This window comes from Odoribacter sp. N15.MGS-14 (assembly GCF_000980245.1).
Taxonomy (GTDB): domain Bacteria; phylum Bacteroidota; class Bacteroidia; order Bacteroidales; family Marinifilaceae; genus Odoribacter; species Odoribacter splanchnicus.
On the sequence record NZ_LARE01000058.1, the window covers coordinates 1 to 18,548 of the forward strand.

An 18,548-nucleotide genomic window follows, 5' to 3' on the forward strand; every position below is an offset into this window, starting at 1 on the left:
ATGGTCGCAAGCGGCCAGCTGCCCCGGACGCATCCGCCACTCTCCGGTACTTCCCTTTCCGGAAATACCGATTTCTCCCTCCACCAATACCGTTTCCGTTGCCCGGAGGCCATGGGTATTCACATTAAAAGCAGTGCCATACACCCGGATGCTCACCTCGTCCGTTTCCACATAAAACGGACGCTCCACATCTTTTGCCACTTCAAACCAGGCCTCGCCTTTCAGATATACTTTTCTTTCCGCCGCCGCAAAAGCCACCGGGTAGCAAAGTTCCGACCCGGCATTCAGATGCACGGCGCTACCGTCGGCAAGCAGCAAACGGTATTCCCCGCCATTGGGTATGGATAAGGTATTGTAAACCACGTTTTCCGGCTGCGACGCCACCGGGGCGGAATAAACCACTTTACCCGAATCTATCCGGATACTCCCGGCCGTTTCCTGCAAATCCCGTTGTCCCGATTTTTCCAAAACAATCCGCTCGCCGCTGCTTAATTGCAAAAAGGCCCGGCAGGTACCCGGCTCCACCACGGTTTCCGCCATTTTCACGCTGACTTCCGGTCTGTCCTGTTTCACTAACAACCATACTACACCTAAGGCCATGAGCAGACTGGCCGCCACTGACAAACGAATGAGGTTTCTTCGGATGCTCTGCCGCCGCATATTCTTCCGGAACTTCCGGTAGCCCCGTACAGGTTCCCAACCGACATACTGCCGGAATTCTCCTATCAGGTACTCATCATCCCCCACCTCCTCATACAACCGCCGCATACTCTCGTCCTCTAACAAACACGCCATCTCCGCCCGCTCATCTGCCGTGAGTCTTCCCGCATAGGATTTCCGAAATAAAGTCACCGTTTTTTCAACACTTTTATCCATTATTTTTTCATTTTTATACCTATTGTGCATAACAAATGAAAAAGGGTGACAAGAAAACTGATTTTTTTTAAAAAAGAAGGTATTTTATAAGGAGGGATATTATTTAAGTTTTCAAGACAAGAAAAACGCCAACCAGAACACGCTGGCGTCCCCTCTCATTTTCCCGCGCAATTGTTTAAAGCTACGCTTTTTATGGGTTTTTACCGTGTTGACGGATATGCCCAACTTTTCGGCAATTTCATTGACGGACAATCCATCTATGCTCAGCCGGATGACCTTACGCTGTTCGGACGGCAATTCATCAATATAAAGATACAATTGCCGGAGCAACTCTTCACGGACAGTCGCCATAAACATTTCATCGGATTCCGGATCGTTTTCCAGCATCAACCGGTTCAGATGCCTGGATTTACACTTTTCGCGGCGTAACCACATCATCGACCGATTATAAACAGCCCGGTAAAGGTAATTGGTCAGCTCGTCTATCTGAAGAAATTTTCGTTCTCCATTCCAAACATACAACAAAATGTCCTGCACCAAATCTTCGGCAATGACCGGGTCCTGCACCAAACGCCCGGCATAAGAGCATAAAGCCGCGTAATAGCAGCCGAAAACTTCCTGCCAAAGTTCCTCCTTCTTCTCGTTTACCGCTTCCAATATCCGACTTGCATCCATATTTCCGGCACTATCGTTCGCTTTACCACACTAACCGATAGTCTTCCAACCGGAATCCCCTCAGAAAGTCCTCCGTCCGCATTCTTTTTTTTCCTGACAACTGCAACTCCAGCACACGAACGATACCTCCCTCCACATATACATCAAAAAAGGTTTTTCCATCGGTACGGACTTCCCCCGCGGGCAGATTATGGCCCTGCCGTATCCTGGCGGCTTTAAATATTTTAAGTGTCAACACTCCGCCATCCTTCCCGACAGCCTGTAATTCCGTCCATGCCCCGGGAAAAGGCGATAAGCCCCGGATATGGTTACAGATGGTTTCCAGTTTCCCGTTCCAACGGATTTTCATGTCTTCTTTGAATATCTTCGGAGCGAGTACCGCTTCGCGCCCCCGCAGCAATCCACACTGGTCGGTCAACGGATAGTCCCCTGCCTCCATCGCCTGCACGGTTTTCAGCAACAAGTCCGCCCCTTTCTCCATCAGTTCGTCATGCAATTCTCCGGAGGTCATCTCCTCGCCGATTTCCACCTTTTCCTGAAAAATAATATTGCCGGTATCTATCTCCTGCTTTAAAAGGAAAGTCGTCACCCCGGAGCAGGTTTCCCCATTCATTACGGCCCGGTTTATCGGTGCCGCTCCCCGGTAATCCGGCAGCAGAGAAGCATGCAGATTCACCGTCCCTAAGGGAGGCATATTCCAAACCACTTCGGGCAACATCTTAAATGCCACAACTAATTGCAAATCGGCTTTTAGCTCTGCCAGCGCCTGTAAAAAATCGGGATCCCTGAATTTCTCGGGTTGCAGAATCTTCAGGCCGATTTCCCGGGCGTATTTTTTAACTGCGGATTCCTGAAGCTGTTGTCCTCTACCGGCCGGTTTATCAGGATTAGTAACGACTCCGACAACCTGAAATCCAGCCTCTATAATTCTTTTCAAGGGCAGGACAGCAAAATCGGGAGTACCCATATAGACGATACGCAACTTATGACTTGGCATTTTTCTTCTTTTTTATAAAGGCAATCAATTTCTTAAAGACTCTTGTGTAAGCTTCTGTATTCATCATCTCGGAATCGGTCACGGACTTATAAGTCAGTATAATTCCCAAAGGCAACAGAATAAAGGCAGAAATCCACATCCCGGCAGCCGGAGAGATAACAGCCTCCCTGGCCGACCTTTCTCCCATCATCGAAATAATATAATAGATGATAAACAAAAGCACGGAAACCACCACCGGCATTCCTAATCCCCCTTTCCGGATAATAGCCCCCAGAGGAGCACCGATAAAGAAAAAAATAAAGCAGGCAAAAGATAAGGTGAATTTACGATGCCATTCCAATTGACTCTTTATTACATTCTCTTGCTGAGCCACATAATAATGAAGATCGTCCTGGTTCCGTTGTTTTACCTCTCTGGCATATTGCAGGGCATTATCGACTGCCCGACGTTGTTCTTCAATATCAAAAGCAGTAAAAAGGCTGTCGGGATCACTGAACTTTCCCCGGCTTTGATCGGCCAGTATACTATCCCGTTGCGGACTGGGACTTTTGCTTCTTTGATAATTATTCGCCAATAATTTCTTCGTATCTCCTGCTTTTCTCACTTTCAATGCAGCTCGTGCCGAATCGATCGAATGACTCAATTGTTTGAGATTCAGCATCATCGAATAAGAACGAAATCCGTCTTCGTCGCTTCGTTTCAGGTCAGTTCCCGGCAATTCGATCAATACGGTTTCCTTATCGAACTTTAATCTTCTGAAAGGAAATGTTTTACGGGAACTGGGATTCTTCATTCCCTCATCTGTATAAGAATGGCCATTATACAAGACCAGTTCCATCAGATTACTTTTTGCATCACTGATCATCATCCCGGAATCGGCTTTGGTAACATCATAATTCCCGGAACCGTCCTTATGTTCGTATATCAGCATGTTATACATCATGCCGGTTTCTTTATTGATCTTATCGATTTTAATACTATATCCTTCCAAATCGTTCGTAAAGATCCCTTCTTTAAACGACATCTCCGGTTTTTGTTTCCGGATATCGTAAAGCAGGCTATAAAATTTAAGGTTCGCCACCGGAAGGATATTGTTCGAAAAGACAAAAGCGAATACTGTGAGGCATATAATCAGGATAATCAAAGGTTTCATAATCCGGTAGAGAGAAATACCTGCTGATTTTAAGGCGATCAACTCATAATTTTCTCCCAAACTTCCGAAGGTCATGATCGATGAAAGCAATACTGCCAACGGCAATGCCATGGGTACCAAAGTGGTCGCCACATAAATCAATAACTCGGCAATTACCGTAAACTCTAATCCTTTTCCTACGATTTCGTCTATCATACGCCAAAGAAACTGCATAATCAAGACGAACATACTGATGAAAAAAGTAGCTACAAAAGGCCCGATAAAGCTTTTGAGCATAAATATATGTAGTTTCTTCATTTGCCAATAAGTAACCTGTACATTATCAAAATCTTCAAAACAGGTACAAAGGTACGTTTTTTTGTTTACAATACTCTCTCTCTGGTCATCAAAAACCGTATAGATCAGGCCCCCAGGTTCCGGTGCAGGATATCCATTTGTTTATTCCATAACTCTATCGTATCGTTGACTTCGTCTTCATCGGCAAAATCGGTAATAATCAGCGCTACATCTCCGGTCAAGGGCTCCACATGTATATTAAATTCAAAATATTCATCTTCCTCTTCTGCATCATCCCACCGAAACCTCACCACGGCATTACTTTTCAATTCTACGAGCGTAGCCGGCTGCTCACTACCATTCCATATAAAAATAAACTGATTACCTTTTTGGAATACGTCATCTGCAAACCATTCCGATAAACCGGCAGGGGTACTTAAACGAGAAAACAAGACTTTTACAGAAGACGAAAAAATGTACTCTAACTCTATCTTTCTTCTCATATTTCTAAATTTTGAGCCAAATTACTCAAAAAAAATATAAGTACCAAACAGACCGAAAAAAATAGCATTCGCTCAGGAGAGCAAATCAGGCTCAAGCAAAGGTATCCTGACCGAATTCCTGTCTGACTGCCCCAACCAATCTGACTTTCCATTCTTCACCTTTATTCTGATCCAAATGAGATAAGCGATTAATAATATCCGCCACAGAAAGACGATGAAAATCCACTGCCGGGAAATAAGAAACATCATCGTCTTCTTTTACTTCGACCAGGATTTTATGATCTACCAATTCCTGTAGGATTACTCTGACTTTACTGGAACTCATTCGGAGTCTTTTACAAACCATAGCCAGCGTAGGACTTCCTTGTCCATGAATATACAAATCGGAAATATATCGCAACATCCGCAACGTCACTTCAACGTTATCCACCCATTTATTATCCGCATTCATTGCATTCCGGTACAAGAAATGGCGGTTGCGCATAATATAACACAGCTCCGTTCCCCACAAAACGATACTCCAACTCAACTGTAACCACACCAATAAAAGAGGCAAAGCGGCCAATCCACCATAAATCGCATTATACGAGCTCACACCGATCTGGAAACGCAAATAGAACCATTGTACAATTTGAAAAACAGTACCGGCAACAATACCGGCCACCAAAGCATATTTGAATTTCACAGGTGTAGTGGGCATGAACATATAAAGAAATACGAAAAGAAACCATACCAAGATATAGGGTATCAAAGTCAGAATAGCTTTCAAAGCAGCACTGGCATAACTCAATAATCCTTCGTCCATGGCATATTCCTGCAAATTAGCCATCATAAAAACATTCATACTACTGATCAATACGACCAGGATCGGAGCGATAAACAGAATCGACATGTAATCGGTAAATTTTTTTACCAGACTCCGTCCCTTCTTCACCCCCCAAATCCGGTTCATAGCCAGTTCGGTACTGGAAAGCATCCGGATAACCGACCAGAGGAGTAAAACAATACCAAAACCTGCAATCACACCTCCCTGCGTATTATCCAAGGCTTTATTCGCAATATTCATCACCCATTGCATCACATCGGGATTGGTATAAGATTGCTCTTTGAGCCAATCTTCGAATGCCTTTGCAGCACCGAATCCACGGGCGATAGCTAAAATCAGGGCAACGACAGGAATAAAAGAAAGCGTAGAATAAAATGTTAAAGCAGAAGCTGAGATCATCGAAGCATCTTTAATAAAACGATCGATCGAGACAATGACAACAGCCACTGTTTTCAAAACAAGATCGGAAAGAAAAGTGGAAATCCGCCAATCCCGGCGCAAAACCGAGTAATAAAAATCCAAATACAAAAATCGTTTCAGATTATTCCTGTGTTTCATGACCTATGTATGATTTATGCAGCAAAGATAAAACAAAATTCAATACCTGTAGTGTACAGTAACGAGGTTACAAAGTTGGCCAGAAAAAAGATCGACATTTAAATCATTACAGAGGTTCGAAAAGTTACAGCAGTTAGACTTAACCTCTAAAACCACAGTAACTCTCCGAACCTCTGCAACTAAAAAGAAGCCCCACAGGTGCCAGGGCACTTTACGGACTTTATAAACCTATTCCATTCTACCACGATCCTGTTTAAGGGAAAAAACTTTAATCGGTTTTCTCCTCCGGCAGGATCAAATAAACAATTCCATCACAGTTTCTTTAATTGTATCGGGATCTGTATCGAGTGCAAAGACACAATCGGGCTGTTTATAAACCACTTTATTTTCTTTTTTAAATTTTGCGATACCTCCGCCTGTAATATTCAGCATAATCACAGCATCGGTTTCGACAGCTCCGGTACGAATGGCTTGCTTCAGGGAAGCCACTGCAACTCCTGCGGCCGGTTCGATATCGATCCCTTCAGTGCGTTCGAACAAGACCATACCTTCCATCGCCTCTTCATTCGATATGGCAAACATATCTCCGCCGGTTTCGGTAAGCGCGTCGAACAATCCTCCTTTCAACGAATAAGGAGGTTTACGGTTAGAAAGTACTTTAGCACATATTTCTTCTGCCTGCTTACGGGCAACCGTATCGTCAACCGGCAAAAGAGCCCGCGATCCGGCCTTCCAGGCATCATACATCGGAGTAAACGGAATATTTTGTGACACCATCAATTTCATCAGGTTATTTCCGTAACGACCATCTACGATAAACCGTTTGTTTGCCTCCCAGGCAGCGATCGCCCCTGTTCCGCTTCCGACAGCCTGAAAATAATAATCCGGAATCCGTCCGATCGTGGTAACGGCAGAAAGTACTGTCGTCCCCATTCCATCGCGCCGGGCAACGTTTTTCGCTCCTCCTTCCGGATAAAACTTATCTAATTCACAAATAATATTCGACAGGTAAATAGCATCGAAATAATCGCTTCCTCTTTCGGTAGCGACCAATTTCACACAAGGATTCAACGGTTTAGCCGACCACATGGCATCGATACAATCCTGCGGAATACATAGTAACAAAGGAATATTATTTTCGGAACAAACCCGTGCAAAAGCCCGAGCGGTATTACCGGCCGAAGCCACCACCATCACTTTATCGTTCAAGTCATTGATCCGGGCACAAACCGCATAAGCCTCACATTCCTTGAAAGCCCCTGTCCTCATCAGAGCCCCCTTTTCAGGCCAATACCCGTTAAAAGTGATATACAAATCCGACAATCCCAATTCACCGGCCAGACCTTCACTTTTGTATGTGACAGGTGCTCCGGAACCGTCCAGTGTCCGACAAACAGGTAACCAATCGGAATATTTATACAATCCCGGAAGATTTTCTTTCACCTCCAGTTGTTTCTTTGCATAGTTGGCAAAAATCAAAGCTGCGCCATCCCGATTCGGGCAATCCAACTCCCATTTTTCATCTGCGAACTTTGTCCCACAACATCGGGATTCAAGTACATAATCAGTCATTTCTAGTGTCTTCACTTTATTACTATTTACAACTTACAAAAATAAGTTATTTCTAATAGCCGAAGTTGGGTATAAATACTACTTTTTTGTTTATGTAACAGATTTACCGGGCCGGCAACTGCCGTTCTGACAGTTTTTCCTGCCATACCCCTTCACCATTTTTATAAAAAAACCGCCATTTTTACAAAAATAATCCGGAGAAAAGCACTGGCATGCCATTTGATAAAAAATAAATGTGTTTGAATCAAAACCTCAGACACACCGAAAACGAATAATAGGTAAAAACGAATAGTAAGTAAGTAAATAAAATACATTAACATTATGGGAAAGATTATAGGAATTGACTTAGGAACTACCAACTCATGCGTTGCTGTAATGGAAGGTAACGAACCGGTAGTAATACCAAACAGTGAAGGTCGGCGTACTACCCCTTCAATTGTAGCTTTTGTAGACAACGGCGAACGGAAAGTAGGTGATCCGGCCAAACGTCAGGCTATCACCAATCCGAAAAAAACGATATACTCGATCAAACGTTTCATGGGTGAAAGTTTCGATCAGGTACAGAACGAAATCAAACGAGTAGCTTATGAAGTGGTGAGAGGTGACAACAATACTCCCCGGGTAGTGATCGACAATCGTCAGTATTCCCCACAGGAAATTTCTGCCATGATTTTGCAGAAAATGAAGAAAACGGCAGAAGATTATCTGGGTCAGGAAGTATCTGAAGCAGTCATCACCGTTCCGGCTTATTTCAACGATGCACAGCGCCAGGCAACGAAAGAAGCAGGAGAAATTGCAGGTTTGACTGTAAAACGTATCATCAATGAACCGACAGCTGCCGCTTTGGCATATGGTTTGGATAAAAAGTCCCAGGATCAGAAAATCGCAGTATTCGACCTCGGGGGTGGTACATTCGATATCTCTATTCTGGAATTGGGTGACGGGGTATTCGAAGTAAAATCGACTAATGGAGATACCCATTTAGGTGGGGATGATTTCGACGATAAGATCATCAACTGGCTGGCTGACGAATTCCAGAAAGACGAAGGAGTAGACATCCGTAAAGACCCGATGGCTCACCAACGGTTGAAAGAAGCTGCTGAAAAGGCAAAAATCGAATTGTCCAGTTCAACTTCTACAGAAATCAATCTGCCGTACATATTCCCGGTCAACGGAATTCCAAAGCATCTGGTACGTACGCTGACCCGTGCCCAGTTCGAACAATTATGCGACAGTCTGATCCAGGCAACGATCGAACCCTGTCGGAAAGCCCTGCAAGATGCCAACATGAAAGCTTCCGATATCGACGAAGTGATTCTGGTTGGTGGTTCAACCCGTATCCCTGCCGTTCAGCAGAAAGTACAGGAATTCTTCGGAAAAGCTCCTTCGAAAGGTGTTAACCCGGACGAAGTAGTAGCGGTAGGGGCAGCTATCCAGGGAGGTGTACTGACCGGAGAAGTAAAAGACGTCTTGTTGCTGGACGTTACTCCGCTGTCATTGGGAATCGAAACACTGGGCGGTGTAATGACCAAACTGATCGAAGCCAACACGACCATCCCGACTAAAAAATCGGAAGTATTCTCTACGGCAGCTGACAACCAGCCTTCTGTAGAAATCCATATCTTACAGGGTGAACGTCCGATGGCCCGCGACAATAAAACGATCGGCCGCTTCCATTTGGACAGCATTCCGCCAGCACCGCGTGGAGTACCTCAGATCGAAGTCACTTTCGATATCGACGCCAACGGTATCCTGAATGTTTCAGCCAAAGATAAAGCCACCGGTAAAGAGCAATCTATCCGGATCGAAGCTTCTTCCGGTCTGTCCGATGCCGAAATCAAACGGATGAAAGACGAAGCAGCTGCTAATGCAGCCTCCGACCAGCAAGAAAAAGAAAAGGTCGATACGATCAATAAAGCAGACTCTATGATCTTCCAGACCGAAAAACAACTGAAAGAGTTCGGAGACAAATTGCCGGCCGACAAGAAGGCGCCGATCGAATCTGCTCTGCAAGAACTGAAAGAAGCTCATAAAGCTCAGGATGTCGCCCGCATCAACAGCGCCATCGACAAACTGAACAGTGTCTTTCAGGCTGCTTCACAGGAAATGTACAACGCTCAGGCTCAACAACAGCAGGGCGGTGCACAGCAAGGTCCTCAGGGTAACCCGAATGCCGGTCAGCCGAACAATGGCGGAAAAGACCAGGAAGTCACCGACGTAGACTTTGAAGAAGTGAAGTAAGATAGCAACTATCTGAAACGATAAATAAGAAAAGGAGTGTAAAATAATTGCACTCCTTTTTATTTTACTAATATTGCTCAATCTTTCGTTATTTACTGATTTTTAACGTATACCATGGGGAACGTCTACTAATTTGAGATATGAAATTCAGACAATCATGTTCCAGGAACCAGCGGAGTTGCAAGGCGCACTTAAATTTTATCTTGAGCAAGATTACATGTGTAAACTGTATTTAACTTTTCCAAAAAGTGAGACGCTATCTCACTAGTTGACGTGAGCCATTACTTTGAATTACTCAAGTGTAATGATCCTATGGAGTTGCAGTTCTATATAAAGGAGGATATCAAAGAATGTTGGAAGGTCAAAGCACTGAAACGCCAGATCAACTCGTCACTATTCCAGAGACTTGCGCTCAGCACAGACAAAGAAGGTGTACTTGCTCCTGCCAATGAGGGGTATGAGGTACTAACTCCAGCCAACATTATTCATGCCCCGTACGTTCTTGAATTTGTAGAAATACCTCAACAGAAGCGTTACAAAGAGACGGAACTAGAAAAAGCTTTGAAGATCAACATGGAGCAATTCCTATTGGAATTAGGCAGATGCCTTTATTGGCGTACCAATTGGTGCCAGACATTTCAAAGTTAATTTAGTGTTCTATCACGCAATTCTAAAGTGCTATGTCTTGATTGATTTGAAACGTGCAAAAATTAAACATGGTGATATAGGTCAGATGAATCTCTACCTAAATTACTCTAAGAACGAAATCTGTCAACCAGACGATAATTCACCGGTTGGTATTGTTTTGGGGACGAAGAAAGATAAGCCATTGATGGAATATGCCCTTCAAGGTATAGACAACCAACTTTTTGCGGCACGCTATCAGTAACGTCTTCCTAATCGAGAGGAACTTCAAGCTCAATTAAATTTACTTGATAATACAAAAGAAATAAATATATTATCCAGAAATAAAATTAGAGAGTTGAGGGACGAACAAGGGTTGTTGCAACGTCAACAATCTGTAGTTTTAGAGATAAATACCCCAATGTTCAGTAAAATAGAGGCATGGTAATAGGCTTGCCAAACGTGAACAAGTAATAAAACTTGCAGAATTATTAGGATATAATAGTATTCAGTAATAAATCAGGCAACAGAACAGCAGTTTCCGGTTCGTCTTTCGGTGCATCCTTAGGCTTCCATGCCACGATGAACCGAACGGATGCAGATTTTACTTCATAGCCTCTTTCTTTCCATTCCGACAAGGTTTTCTGCATGTTTTGTGACAACTTCGCCACCGGTTTATGGGTCAAAGTGTCGTACAAAATGGAATCTTTATACTTCAAAACATCTCCTCCCCTTAAGGTCAGTACCTCCTGCTTAAGTTCCTTAAAGAATCTCAGATTAACATCTTTATGAGAAAGTTGCAGCACTACTTCTTCAGGCATAATATACTCTTCCGGGTCAATAAGATACTCATCTGCACTTACCTGATTAAAGTTGTCCCCATTCGTATGTACAAACAGCCGATTTTTTGCACGAGTCATCCCCACATAGTACCGACGCATCAACTGATCATCTTTCACATAATGGTCAGCAATGAGCATATATACGTCATCAAACTCTCTCCCCTTGGCTTTATGAATGGTCGATACCACAACGTCTGCTCCCGAAGTATCGCAGAAATCTTCCACCGACGACTCAAATACAAATTCTTTGAAGTCGCTAACGTATTTTGTTTTATTGGTTTGTTCAAACAGCTCTACACAACGCTTCACATACGCCAGACTCTGGCTTCTGTCGTAAGCGGAAAAGGTAGCATGTTTTGCATTTTCCCATAATTCTTCAGGGATCAGGGGTGTTTTCACCCGTTTGTCTATATACCTCAGAAAATACCTCATTTCGACCATGTTCCAAAAGAGGAAACCGTCCATCGATTGTATCAGCTTGCTGTCAATCCCCCATTTCCGCAAAAGAGCCATCAAAATTACAGCCTCTTCATTTGTCTGGGTGAGTACACACATAGTTCCATTCCCGCGATAGCGAACCAATTCCTTTACAAGCGGCTGATACATATATTTTGATTCATGGCGCGTCACCCTCACCCAACCGTCCTCTTTTCTCATCGAGATAATCGGCGTGCTTTTCATTCTTTTACCCAAGACTTTCACAAATTTGTTGGCGAAATCTACCGGATGGCACGCACTGCGATAATTCTCGGTCATCTCGATAAACTTACTGCCGGGCTCTTGTGCTAACCGATACATGTAGCCGGAATCCGATCCACGAAACTCATAAATATTCTGGTCATCATCCCCCACCGCTATCACACGCATTTCCTCATTATTAGCCATAAGAGCCTTCACCAGTGTATATTCTGCAACACCCATATCCTGAGCCTCATCTATGACCAACACTGTTTTACCGATTTTGTTGGGTTCCACCTCCCCCTGATTTATCATCCCGGCAGCTTTGGCAACAACGTCCCTAACTGCTTCAAGGTTACCTATCCGCCCCATGAGATCAAAGCAATAAGAATGAAATGTCTTTATCTCGACAAAGTGGGCAGCGTTACCTATCAATTCCATGAGTCTCTGTTTGAACTCCGTAGCAGCTGCTCTTGAAAATGTCAACATCAAAAGTTGCTCGTGCTTTACATCTTCGAGTAATAAAAGGGATGCGAGTTTGTGAACCAACACACGTGTTTTTCCACTGCCGGGACCTGCTGCGACAACAATACAACGAGAATCCTTGTCGGAAATAATCTCCATCTGGCATTTAGACAAGTGACCGAACAATTGTCGATATTTCTTCGGCGTCAGATTACGCTGTATTTCATTTACCCTGTCCCCTTTGAAATATTTCGTGATAAATTTCTTATAGTCCATCTGAAAATAGTCCCGCACATATTGCAAAGCTGCATTATAATCCTTCACCATTAAATTGGCATACTCACCTACGATATGAACTTGCTGAATCTTCTGCTTGTAGAATTCATTCAGCATTCGGTAGTCATCCAACTTATATCTCGATTTATTGTCCTTTATTCTTTGGATATCCATGGCGTTATAAAGAACCAAAAAACCGCCTTCAAGTTTGAGCGCACCGATTTTTGAGAGATACAAAAGCGCCTCCTCCACCTCTTCCAACTGTACATTGTCGAGTTTAGTGAACAAGGCGTGAGGACCTGATATTATCTGATTAAGAAGTTCTACCACAGAGAATTGAACTATCTGTTTTTCCGAATTTCCTTTTCTCGTAGCAGCAACTAATTGATATAACCACTCCAGAGTTAAACGACTAATTTCCAATCGTTTTTCAAAACGATTAAGGGTTGTTTCCCCATCTGTCTGACGGCTGATTTCCATATTGCGGAGGGCATCTTCTTTTTTACGGATATATCCCTTGATGGCAAGGAAGTAGAGCAGTGTCCGGATATCCTTTTCCCTGGAGGTATCGATTCCGTCGTTCATCGCATCCTCATTCAGCTGCTTGCAGGATATCCGTAAAGCTTCGTCAGGAATACGGTTAAGGATGTATTTTTCAAGTTTTGCAAAACGTTCGAGGAGGATCGTTGATTTTCGTTTCGAGTCACCGGCATCCAGCAAATAGGCAGATATATCCTTACTATCTGCCAATATACCTTCCTGGCGCATTCGCTCCACAATCGATACGACTTCCTTCTTACTTAACCCCAAAATATCTGCCAGATAATCCACCCGCGATTCTGCCTCTGCATCCTGAGCCTTGGCAATGTACTTCTGTGAAATCAGTGACTTGATAATTCGGACAGTCTTTTCTATTTCATCCCTACCAAATAGCTGTGACTTTGATATACGCATCCTCGCTTCATCCATGTTTCTCACCGTGATGCCTGTAGCATATACCCGAGGCACATTGTTTCCTCTTATCAGGTATCCACTTTGTTCCAAAGCTGCTAAAGCTGTCCGTACACGGGTTTCGATGTCGGATACCGAATCGTCCCATCCTGCCTGCCGGGCTATTTCCAATGCAGAACAACTCACTCTCATGCGTCGCCGGGTAAGGTCTTTTACAGCTTTCCACACCTGCTGTATTTCGCTGATACTTAGCTTTGTCTGATTCAGTAATATAAAATGCTTATCCAAATCATTGTCACCATAAAGCACATAGCAACGGGCACTGAGGTTAGGGTCGCGACCGGCTCTCCCTGCCTCCTGCACATAATTCTCCAGAGAATCCGAAATATCGTAGTGCACCACCAAACCGACATCTTTCTTATCGACTCCCATGCCAAAAGCTGATGTGGCCACAATGATGCGAACCTGGTCATTCATAAATGCATCCTGGTTGTCAATCTTTTCGTCAGTTTCCATCTTGCCATTGAAAGGCAATGCCTTATAACCGTCACGAGTTAATTTGTTAGCCAGTTCTTTCGTACGTCTGGTACGGGATACATAAACGATGGTCGAACAATCAGATTCAGCCACCAGTCCCCTTAGTTTTAAATATTTATCATCATCCGTTTCAGCATGGATGACAGAGTAATGCAGATTGATCCTTGAGGCCGTCGATGCAAACAACCGCAAATCCAAATTCAACGTTTGCTTGAAATAGTCACAAATGTCCTGCACTACTTTCTGTTTAGCCGTAGCAGTGAAACAGGATACCGGTATCGGATTTCTACTTCCTTTCTTTTGCTGGTATTCCTGGATAAATTTTCCTATATAGAGATAATCCACCCGGAAATCCTGTCCCCATGAAGAAAAACAATGTGCTTCGTCTATCACAAATCTCACAATATGGCGTGCCAACAATATTCTCTCGATAGTTTTAGAGCGAAGCATTTCCGGAGATATATACAGAAGTGAGGCTTCCCCATCCTGTACTCTTTGTATGGCCAGTGCTCTGGTAATGGGGTCCAACAAACCGTTAATGGTTACCGCATCGGTAATACCTCTATCGGCAAGGTTATCTACTTGGTCCTTCATCAGCGACTGCAAAGGGGAGATCACAACCGTAAGCCCATGCACAGAACTGCCGGCCATGAGTGCGGGCAGTTGGAAAGTAAGCGATTTTCCTCCACCGGTAGGAAATATCGCTAATAACGACATGCCTTTCACCGCTGCCTGAGCAGCTTGTTCCTGGAGTGGTTCTCCTTCATATGTCCGGAATTGTTCATACCCAAAGAATGCTTTTAAATTATAAAGCACGTTCAGTTGGGTATTACAGTAATCACAACCTTCCTTACAGCTGGTATGACGCAGGAGTTTTAGCACAAATTCCACTTTAGGATAATGGTGAAGTACCCATCCGGGAGTAACGGAACGTTGGTCGGTCGTGTCGATCAGAGCCAATGCGTATGCCAATTCGCAAGGATATTCTTTGACCAGCATAACAAGGTCTGCATGCCCACAAATTTTCCCCTTGTAAAGGTCCCTTATTACTTCGGTCAATCCCTCATTGAGATACTCTGCCCCTACCATACTGAGAAATCCTTCAAATTCTTTCTTGTCCTTTAGCAGCGAGGCAAATAGTCTGCATTTTCCCTCCGGAAACGACTTCCAGCGTGCTATTTCGTCCAACAGTAAATCTTTGGCTTTTTCGCAATCATTCACCGGATTATTTATCTGTTCGCTCATGAGTTTGTCGTCTTTCAACAGCCTATGGTATGGGCGTTCCGGGAATAATAGCGGTGAGATGTAAAGTGTATCAACTAAAAGCCAACGACATGTTTTATCCGTGAACAGATATTTAGCATCGTGATGAATAATATTGTGACCACAAATATAATCTACGTCACTAAAAAATTCAAAAAGTTCCTCTTTCGAAACTTTATGATATACTGCACCATCATAGCGAAGTGCCCCAATATCATGAATTTTGTAATCTTCCAAACCAATTTCAACATCTACTATGGCATAACGTAGGGCATTATATTGTACAGATATTTTCTTATTACTGATGGAATCCTCAGCATTTCTGAGTCCTATAAACCTGTTCCATATTGACATGTATTCTATATAATAAGTTGTTTTATGATATGGATTTATTATAAAACCAACATGTTTTTTTATTGTTGTCCGGATACAATAATCCAGTTTCACTTACAAAGTTAAGTGATAAAACAAAGAAAATTGTTAAAGTTGCCAATTTCTTTTTAGTTCATCATTAACTATCGAGAAAAAATCTAATCTATAATCAGGAGCAATTTTTACGATAGTTTTCAGTTATGCGATAACAATGGTCCCGGGTAAAAATTTAAAATGCGGCATATTTACTGTTGAAACGGAAACCGATTCCCAACATCAGGAAATTGGGGTCGTGAAATTTCTGGAGGTTATAACCCACATGTAAAAAAGTATCCCGTGACATGGCTATTTTCAAAGTCAACATTTGATAAAAAGCCCTCAGATCGCCTTTTCCGATAAAATTAGTACCCATACCGATCCCTACGGTAAAAAAAGGCATGACATACTCTACCCGCCCCGACATGCCCAGGGCAAATTGATTATAAAGAGCAGGCCGCCTGATTTGTGACTTATCGATGTCTCCATATACCTCATCGGAAAGATACAAATTTGCACTTCCATCATATACTCCATCCAAAGAAACACCTAGCCGAAGTTTATAGTCGACGTTATACATAGGGGCAAAATTAAATCCAAAAACCGGATAAGACTCGGGTAACGGATATTGCCCCTCCTGCATCCAGATTCCTTTCCGCCGCCATGAACCGAAAAATACAAAATCATAACTGACATGCCGCTGAAAAGGAGGAATATGATAAGAAGCGGCTGCATGTAAAGAGGTCAGATCTTCTTTCCGGTAAAAATTATATTCTACACCGAGTTTTCCCCCAAGGGTATTCACCCCTGCATTGGGGAAATTTGTATTTCCATTTGAAAAATGGGTCAAAGAGACTCCCGAAGTCAGACTTAAACGGGGAGAAAGTGCCCAACGCAGATAAAAATTAGCATTGAGATAAGCATTGATCTTCGATCCCACCATCTTATTGTAAGAATTATACTGTTCATCATAGGGTTTCCAGCCGCCAGACAATCCGAAATTCCATTCGTAGTTAAACGACAGCCATGGACAAATCCGGGCGATACGTGCTCCCTGAAACAGATAAAAGGCAACAGGATTACCGATTTGCCGGGATTCTCCAAACGAATAACAGCCCAATCCGATTCCCTGATAAACATTCCCATAAATCCGATCGTAAATACTTCCGGGCTGATAATGAAGCGCATATTTAAAATGAGTAGAAAAAGCTCCGCGAATCAGTTTCCGCTCCGGATTTTCTCCCCTCAAAAAAGGATGAGTAGGAAAAACATATTCGGGTCTTGCTTCTACTCCCAGGCCATGAACGAACCGACGGGGCAGCCTATTAGCCAAACTATCCTCCGTCTGCCCGAAAACGGACGCAACCACCCCAACCATCACCATACCCGACAAAACGATAACTTTCTGAATCCGCCCAACCTTATTCATATATCAATCCTGATTTCATAGGTAAGTCTTCACTATTTTTAATGCACGCAAATATAGTGATAGCAGTCCAATATAATCCCCCCTGCACCATTAAATTTTGACAGTTATATACATATTTACACTTACAAACATAGGTTCAATTTTTTTCTTTCTATTCCGATTCCGGGTTTTATCCCGTCAGACCGGTTCGTCTGGAACGGTCCGGTAAGGATTTCCTTCACCGACGAACGGAGTGAGGAGTTCCGCCGGTCAGTGAAAGAAAAAGCCAGACGACCGACAGAAGCGACCGGGTCTCCAAACACGAACACCGGAGACGAATAAGTAACGAACCTACGTTTATTAGTGTAAATATGTATATAATTGTCTAATAAAATTCAGAAAAGAGACACGTTAATTTGTGAAATATGCAAAAAGAATTCATTTTTTCAAAAAAAAACAGTATGTTTGCACATATTACAATATGTATATACATATATAATTTAAACTATCGGCTGAAAATAACAAAATATGAAAAAAATAATCGGATTATTTCTCGTCGCCCTTATTCCGCTATATGTATCCGCCGGCCCCGACAATATCGCTCCTGCAGCAAAAGTAAAAGCATCTTCTTCGGTACCCGGTTATGAATGCCAGCACGTTACAGACGGTATTATCTGCATTCAGGATCAGGGAGAATGGGCTTCCAACAGCAGCGTTTCATTTTACGGCTCGATCGACTATCCCTGGATAGAACTCGAATGGGATACCCCACGGAGTATCGATCGCATCCATTTGTATGACAGACCTTCACAACAAATTCATACAGCAGGTATTACCATTCATTTCGATGACGGTAGCCGACTGCCTGTCAACACTATTCCCAACGACGGGACAGCTAAAGTCGTCGAATTCGCCCCCAAAACCACCAAACGCCTGAGATTCGAAGTCACCGACGGTGACGGACCTACCCTGGGACTTTCGGAAATAGAAGTCTTCCCCTCTCCTCAGGATTACCCGGATTATATTTCTTATGTCAATCCCTATATCGAATCGGCCCGTGGACGCTATTTCTTTTTTGTAACCGGCAGCAGGCCTTTCGGCATGTTAAGTGCGGCACCGATGACCCGGAATAAAAATCAATACGGAGGAGGTTATAATTACAATTCGACAGAAATCTTAGGATTCCCTCAGGTGCATTGCTGGATGCTTTCCGGTATCACTCTCATGCCTGCCACCGGTGATATCGATCCCACCAAGGGCGAACAAGGTTGGAAATCCCGATTCTCTCATAACGAAGAACTTGTACAACCGGGTTACCACCGTGTATTCCTGAACGATTACAAACTTTGGGTAGAACAAACCTGTACCGACCGGGTCGGTTTCTACCGGATGAAATATACCGAAGACTGCCTTTCGAAT

At 43.4% G+C, this 18,548-nt stretch carries 13 protein-coding genes and 1 pseudogene; 5 read left to right on the forward strand and 9 right to left on the reverse strand.

The genetic code is table 11. From position 1 onward, the window contains the following. The 7 genes from WS34_RS15635 to WS34_RS11430 all read right to left on the reverse strand — a co-directional run. On the reverse strand, window positions 1-876 hold an 876-nt coding region (locus tag WS34_RS15635; protein WP_286693737.1), incomplete at its 3' end, for a FecR family protein. A gap of 111 nt (window positions 877-987) precedes the next feature. Then, window positions 988-1,551: an RNA polymerase sigma factor gene (locus tag WS34_RS11405; protein ID WP_013610655.1), complete on the reverse strand. Its 564-nt coding sequence runs from the start codon at window positions 1,549-1,551 to the stop codon at window positions 988-990. Window positions 1,552-1,573: 22 nt separating this feature from the next. Beyond that, window positions 1,574-2,548, reverse strand: a complete 975-nt coding sequence (fmt, locus tag WS34_RS11410) for a methionyl-tRNA formyltransferase (RefSeq protein ID WP_286693738.1) — start codon at window positions 2,546-2,548, stop codon at window positions 1,574-1,576. Further along, a complete protein-coding gene (locus WS34_RS11415; RefSeq protein ID WP_013610653.1) occupies window positions 2,535-3,998 on the reverse strand; it encodes an LptF/LptG family permease in 1,464 nt (487 codons plus the stop codon). Before WS34_RS11415 ends, fmt begins: the two co-directional genes overlap by 14 nt. A 104-nt stretch (window positions 3,999-4,102) precedes the next feature. Next, the gene (locus WS34_RS11420) at window positions 4,103-4,480 is read right to left on the reverse strand and encodes an START-like domain-containing protein (protein ID WP_013610652.1); all 378 of its coding nucleotides are present in this window, start codon (window positions 4,478-4,480) and stop codon (window positions 4,103-4,105) included. A 91-nt stretch (window positions 4,481-4,571) separates the two neighbouring features. Further along, window positions 4,572-5,864, reverse strand: coding sequence for a YihY/virulence factor BrkB family protein (locus WS34_RS11425; RefSeq protein ID WP_013610651.1), 1,293 nt, complete (start codon window positions 5,862-5,864; stop codon window positions 4,572-4,574). A 294-nt stretch (window positions 5,865-6,158) separates the two neighbouring features. After that, on the reverse strand, window positions 6,159-7,436 hold the full coding sequence (locus WS34_RS11430; protein WP_118112649.1) for a cysteate synthase: 1,278 nt from the start codon (window positions 7,434-7,436) through the stop codon (window positions 6,159-6,161). Window positions 7,437-7,757: 321 nt separating this feature from the next. On the opposite strand from WS34_RS11430, the gene dnaK reads away from it, so the two are divergent. The 4 genes and pseudogenes from dnaK to WS34_RS15650 form a co-directional block, all read left to right on the forward strand. Next, window positions 7,758-9,677: a molecular chaperone DnaK gene (dnaK, locus tag WS34_RS11435; protein WP_013610648.1), complete on the forward strand. Its 1,920-nt coding sequence runs from the start codon at window positions 7,758-7,760 to the stop codon at window positions 9,675-9,677. A 312-nt stretch (window positions 9,678-9,989) separates the two neighbouring features. Further along, a complete protein-coding gene (locus tag WS34_RS15640; RefSeq protein ID WP_229039650.1) occupies window positions 9,990-10,325 on the forward strand; it encodes a hypothetical protein in 336 nt (111 codons plus the stop codon). Next, a complete protein-coding gene (locus tag WS34_RS15645; protein WP_286693739.1) occupies window positions 10,300-10,566 on the forward strand; it encodes a PDDEXK nuclease domain-containing protein in 267 nt (88 codons plus the stop codon). The genes WS34_RS15640 and WS34_RS15645 overlap by 26 nt, the downstream gene beginning before the upstream one ends. 66 nt (window positions 10,567-10,632) lie before the next feature. Next, window positions 10,633-10,789: pseudogene (locus WS34_RS15650) on the forward strand (helix-turn-helix domain-containing protein); the annotation flags it as partial. 3 nt (window positions 10,790-10,792) lie between these two features. On the opposite strand, the gene WS34_RS11445 reads toward WS34_RS15650, so the two are convergent. After that, window positions 10,793-15,667 (reverse strand): RecQ family ATP-dependent DNA helicase, encoded by a 4,875-nt coding sequence (locus tag WS34_RS11445; protein WP_046404940.1) that lies wholly within the window; start codon window positions 15,665-15,667, stop codon window positions 10,793-10,795. A gap of 247 nt (window positions 15,668-15,914) precedes the next feature. Then, the gene (locus WS34_RS11450; RefSeq protein ID WP_286693740.1) at window positions 15,915-17,105 is read right to left on the reverse strand and encodes an acyloxyacyl hydrolase; all 1,191 of its coding nucleotides are present in this window, start codon (window positions 17,103-17,105) and stop codon (window positions 15,915-15,917) included. A gap of 552 nt (window positions 17,106-17,657) precedes the next feature. Here WS34_RS11450 and WS34_RS11460 point away from each other — a divergent pair. Then, the coding region (locus WS34_RS11460; protein WP_046404943.1) for a DUF7402 domain-containing protein at window positions 17,658-18,548 on the forward strand (891 nt) is incomplete at its 3' end.

What these genes read in the sequence shown, in the direction of transcription:
- WS34_RS11445 (WP_046404940.1), bottom strand. Translation starts at nt 15,667, where the DNA reads ATGTCAATATGGAACAGGTTTATAGGACTCAGAAATGCTGAGGATTCC.
- WS34_RS11405 (WP_013610655.1), bottom strand. Translation starts at nt 1,551, where the DNA reads ATGGATGCAAGTCGGATATTGGAAGCGGTAAACGAGAAGAAGGAGGAA.
- WS34_RS11420 (WP_013610652.1), bottom strand. Translation starts at nt 4,480, where the DNA reads ATGAGAAGAAAGATAGAGTTAGAGTACATTTTTTCGTCTTCTGTAAAA.
- dnaK (WP_013610648.1), top strand. Translation starts at nt 7,758, where the DNA reads ATGGGAAAGATTATAGGAATTGACTTAGGAACTACCAACTCATGCGTT.
- WS34_RS11450 (WP_286693740.1), bottom strand. Translation starts at nt 17,105, where the DNA reads ATGGTGATGGTTGGGGTGGTTGCGTCCGTTTTCGGGCAGACGGAGGAT.
- WS34_RS11415 (WP_013610653.1), bottom strand. Translation starts at nt 3,998, where the DNA reads ATGAAGAAACTACATATATTTATGCTCAAAAGCTTTATCGGGCCTTTT.
- WS34_RS11425 (WP_013610651.1), bottom strand. Translation starts at nt 5,864, where the DNA reads ATGAAACACAGGAATAATCTGAAACGATTTTTGTATTTGGATTTTTAT.
- fmt (WP_286693738.1), bottom strand. Translation starts at nt 2,548, where the DNA reads ATGCCAAGTCATAAGTTGCGTATCGTCTATATGGGTACTCCCGATTTT.
- WS34_RS15640 (WP_229039650.1), top strand. Translation starts at nt 9,990, where the DNA reads ATGGAGTTGCAGTTCTATATAAAGGAGGATATCAAAGAATGTTGGAAG.
- WS34_RS11430 (WP_118112649.1), bottom strand. Translation starts at nt 7,436, where the DNA reads ATGACTGATTATGTACTTGAATCCCGATGTTGTGGGACAAAGTTCGCA.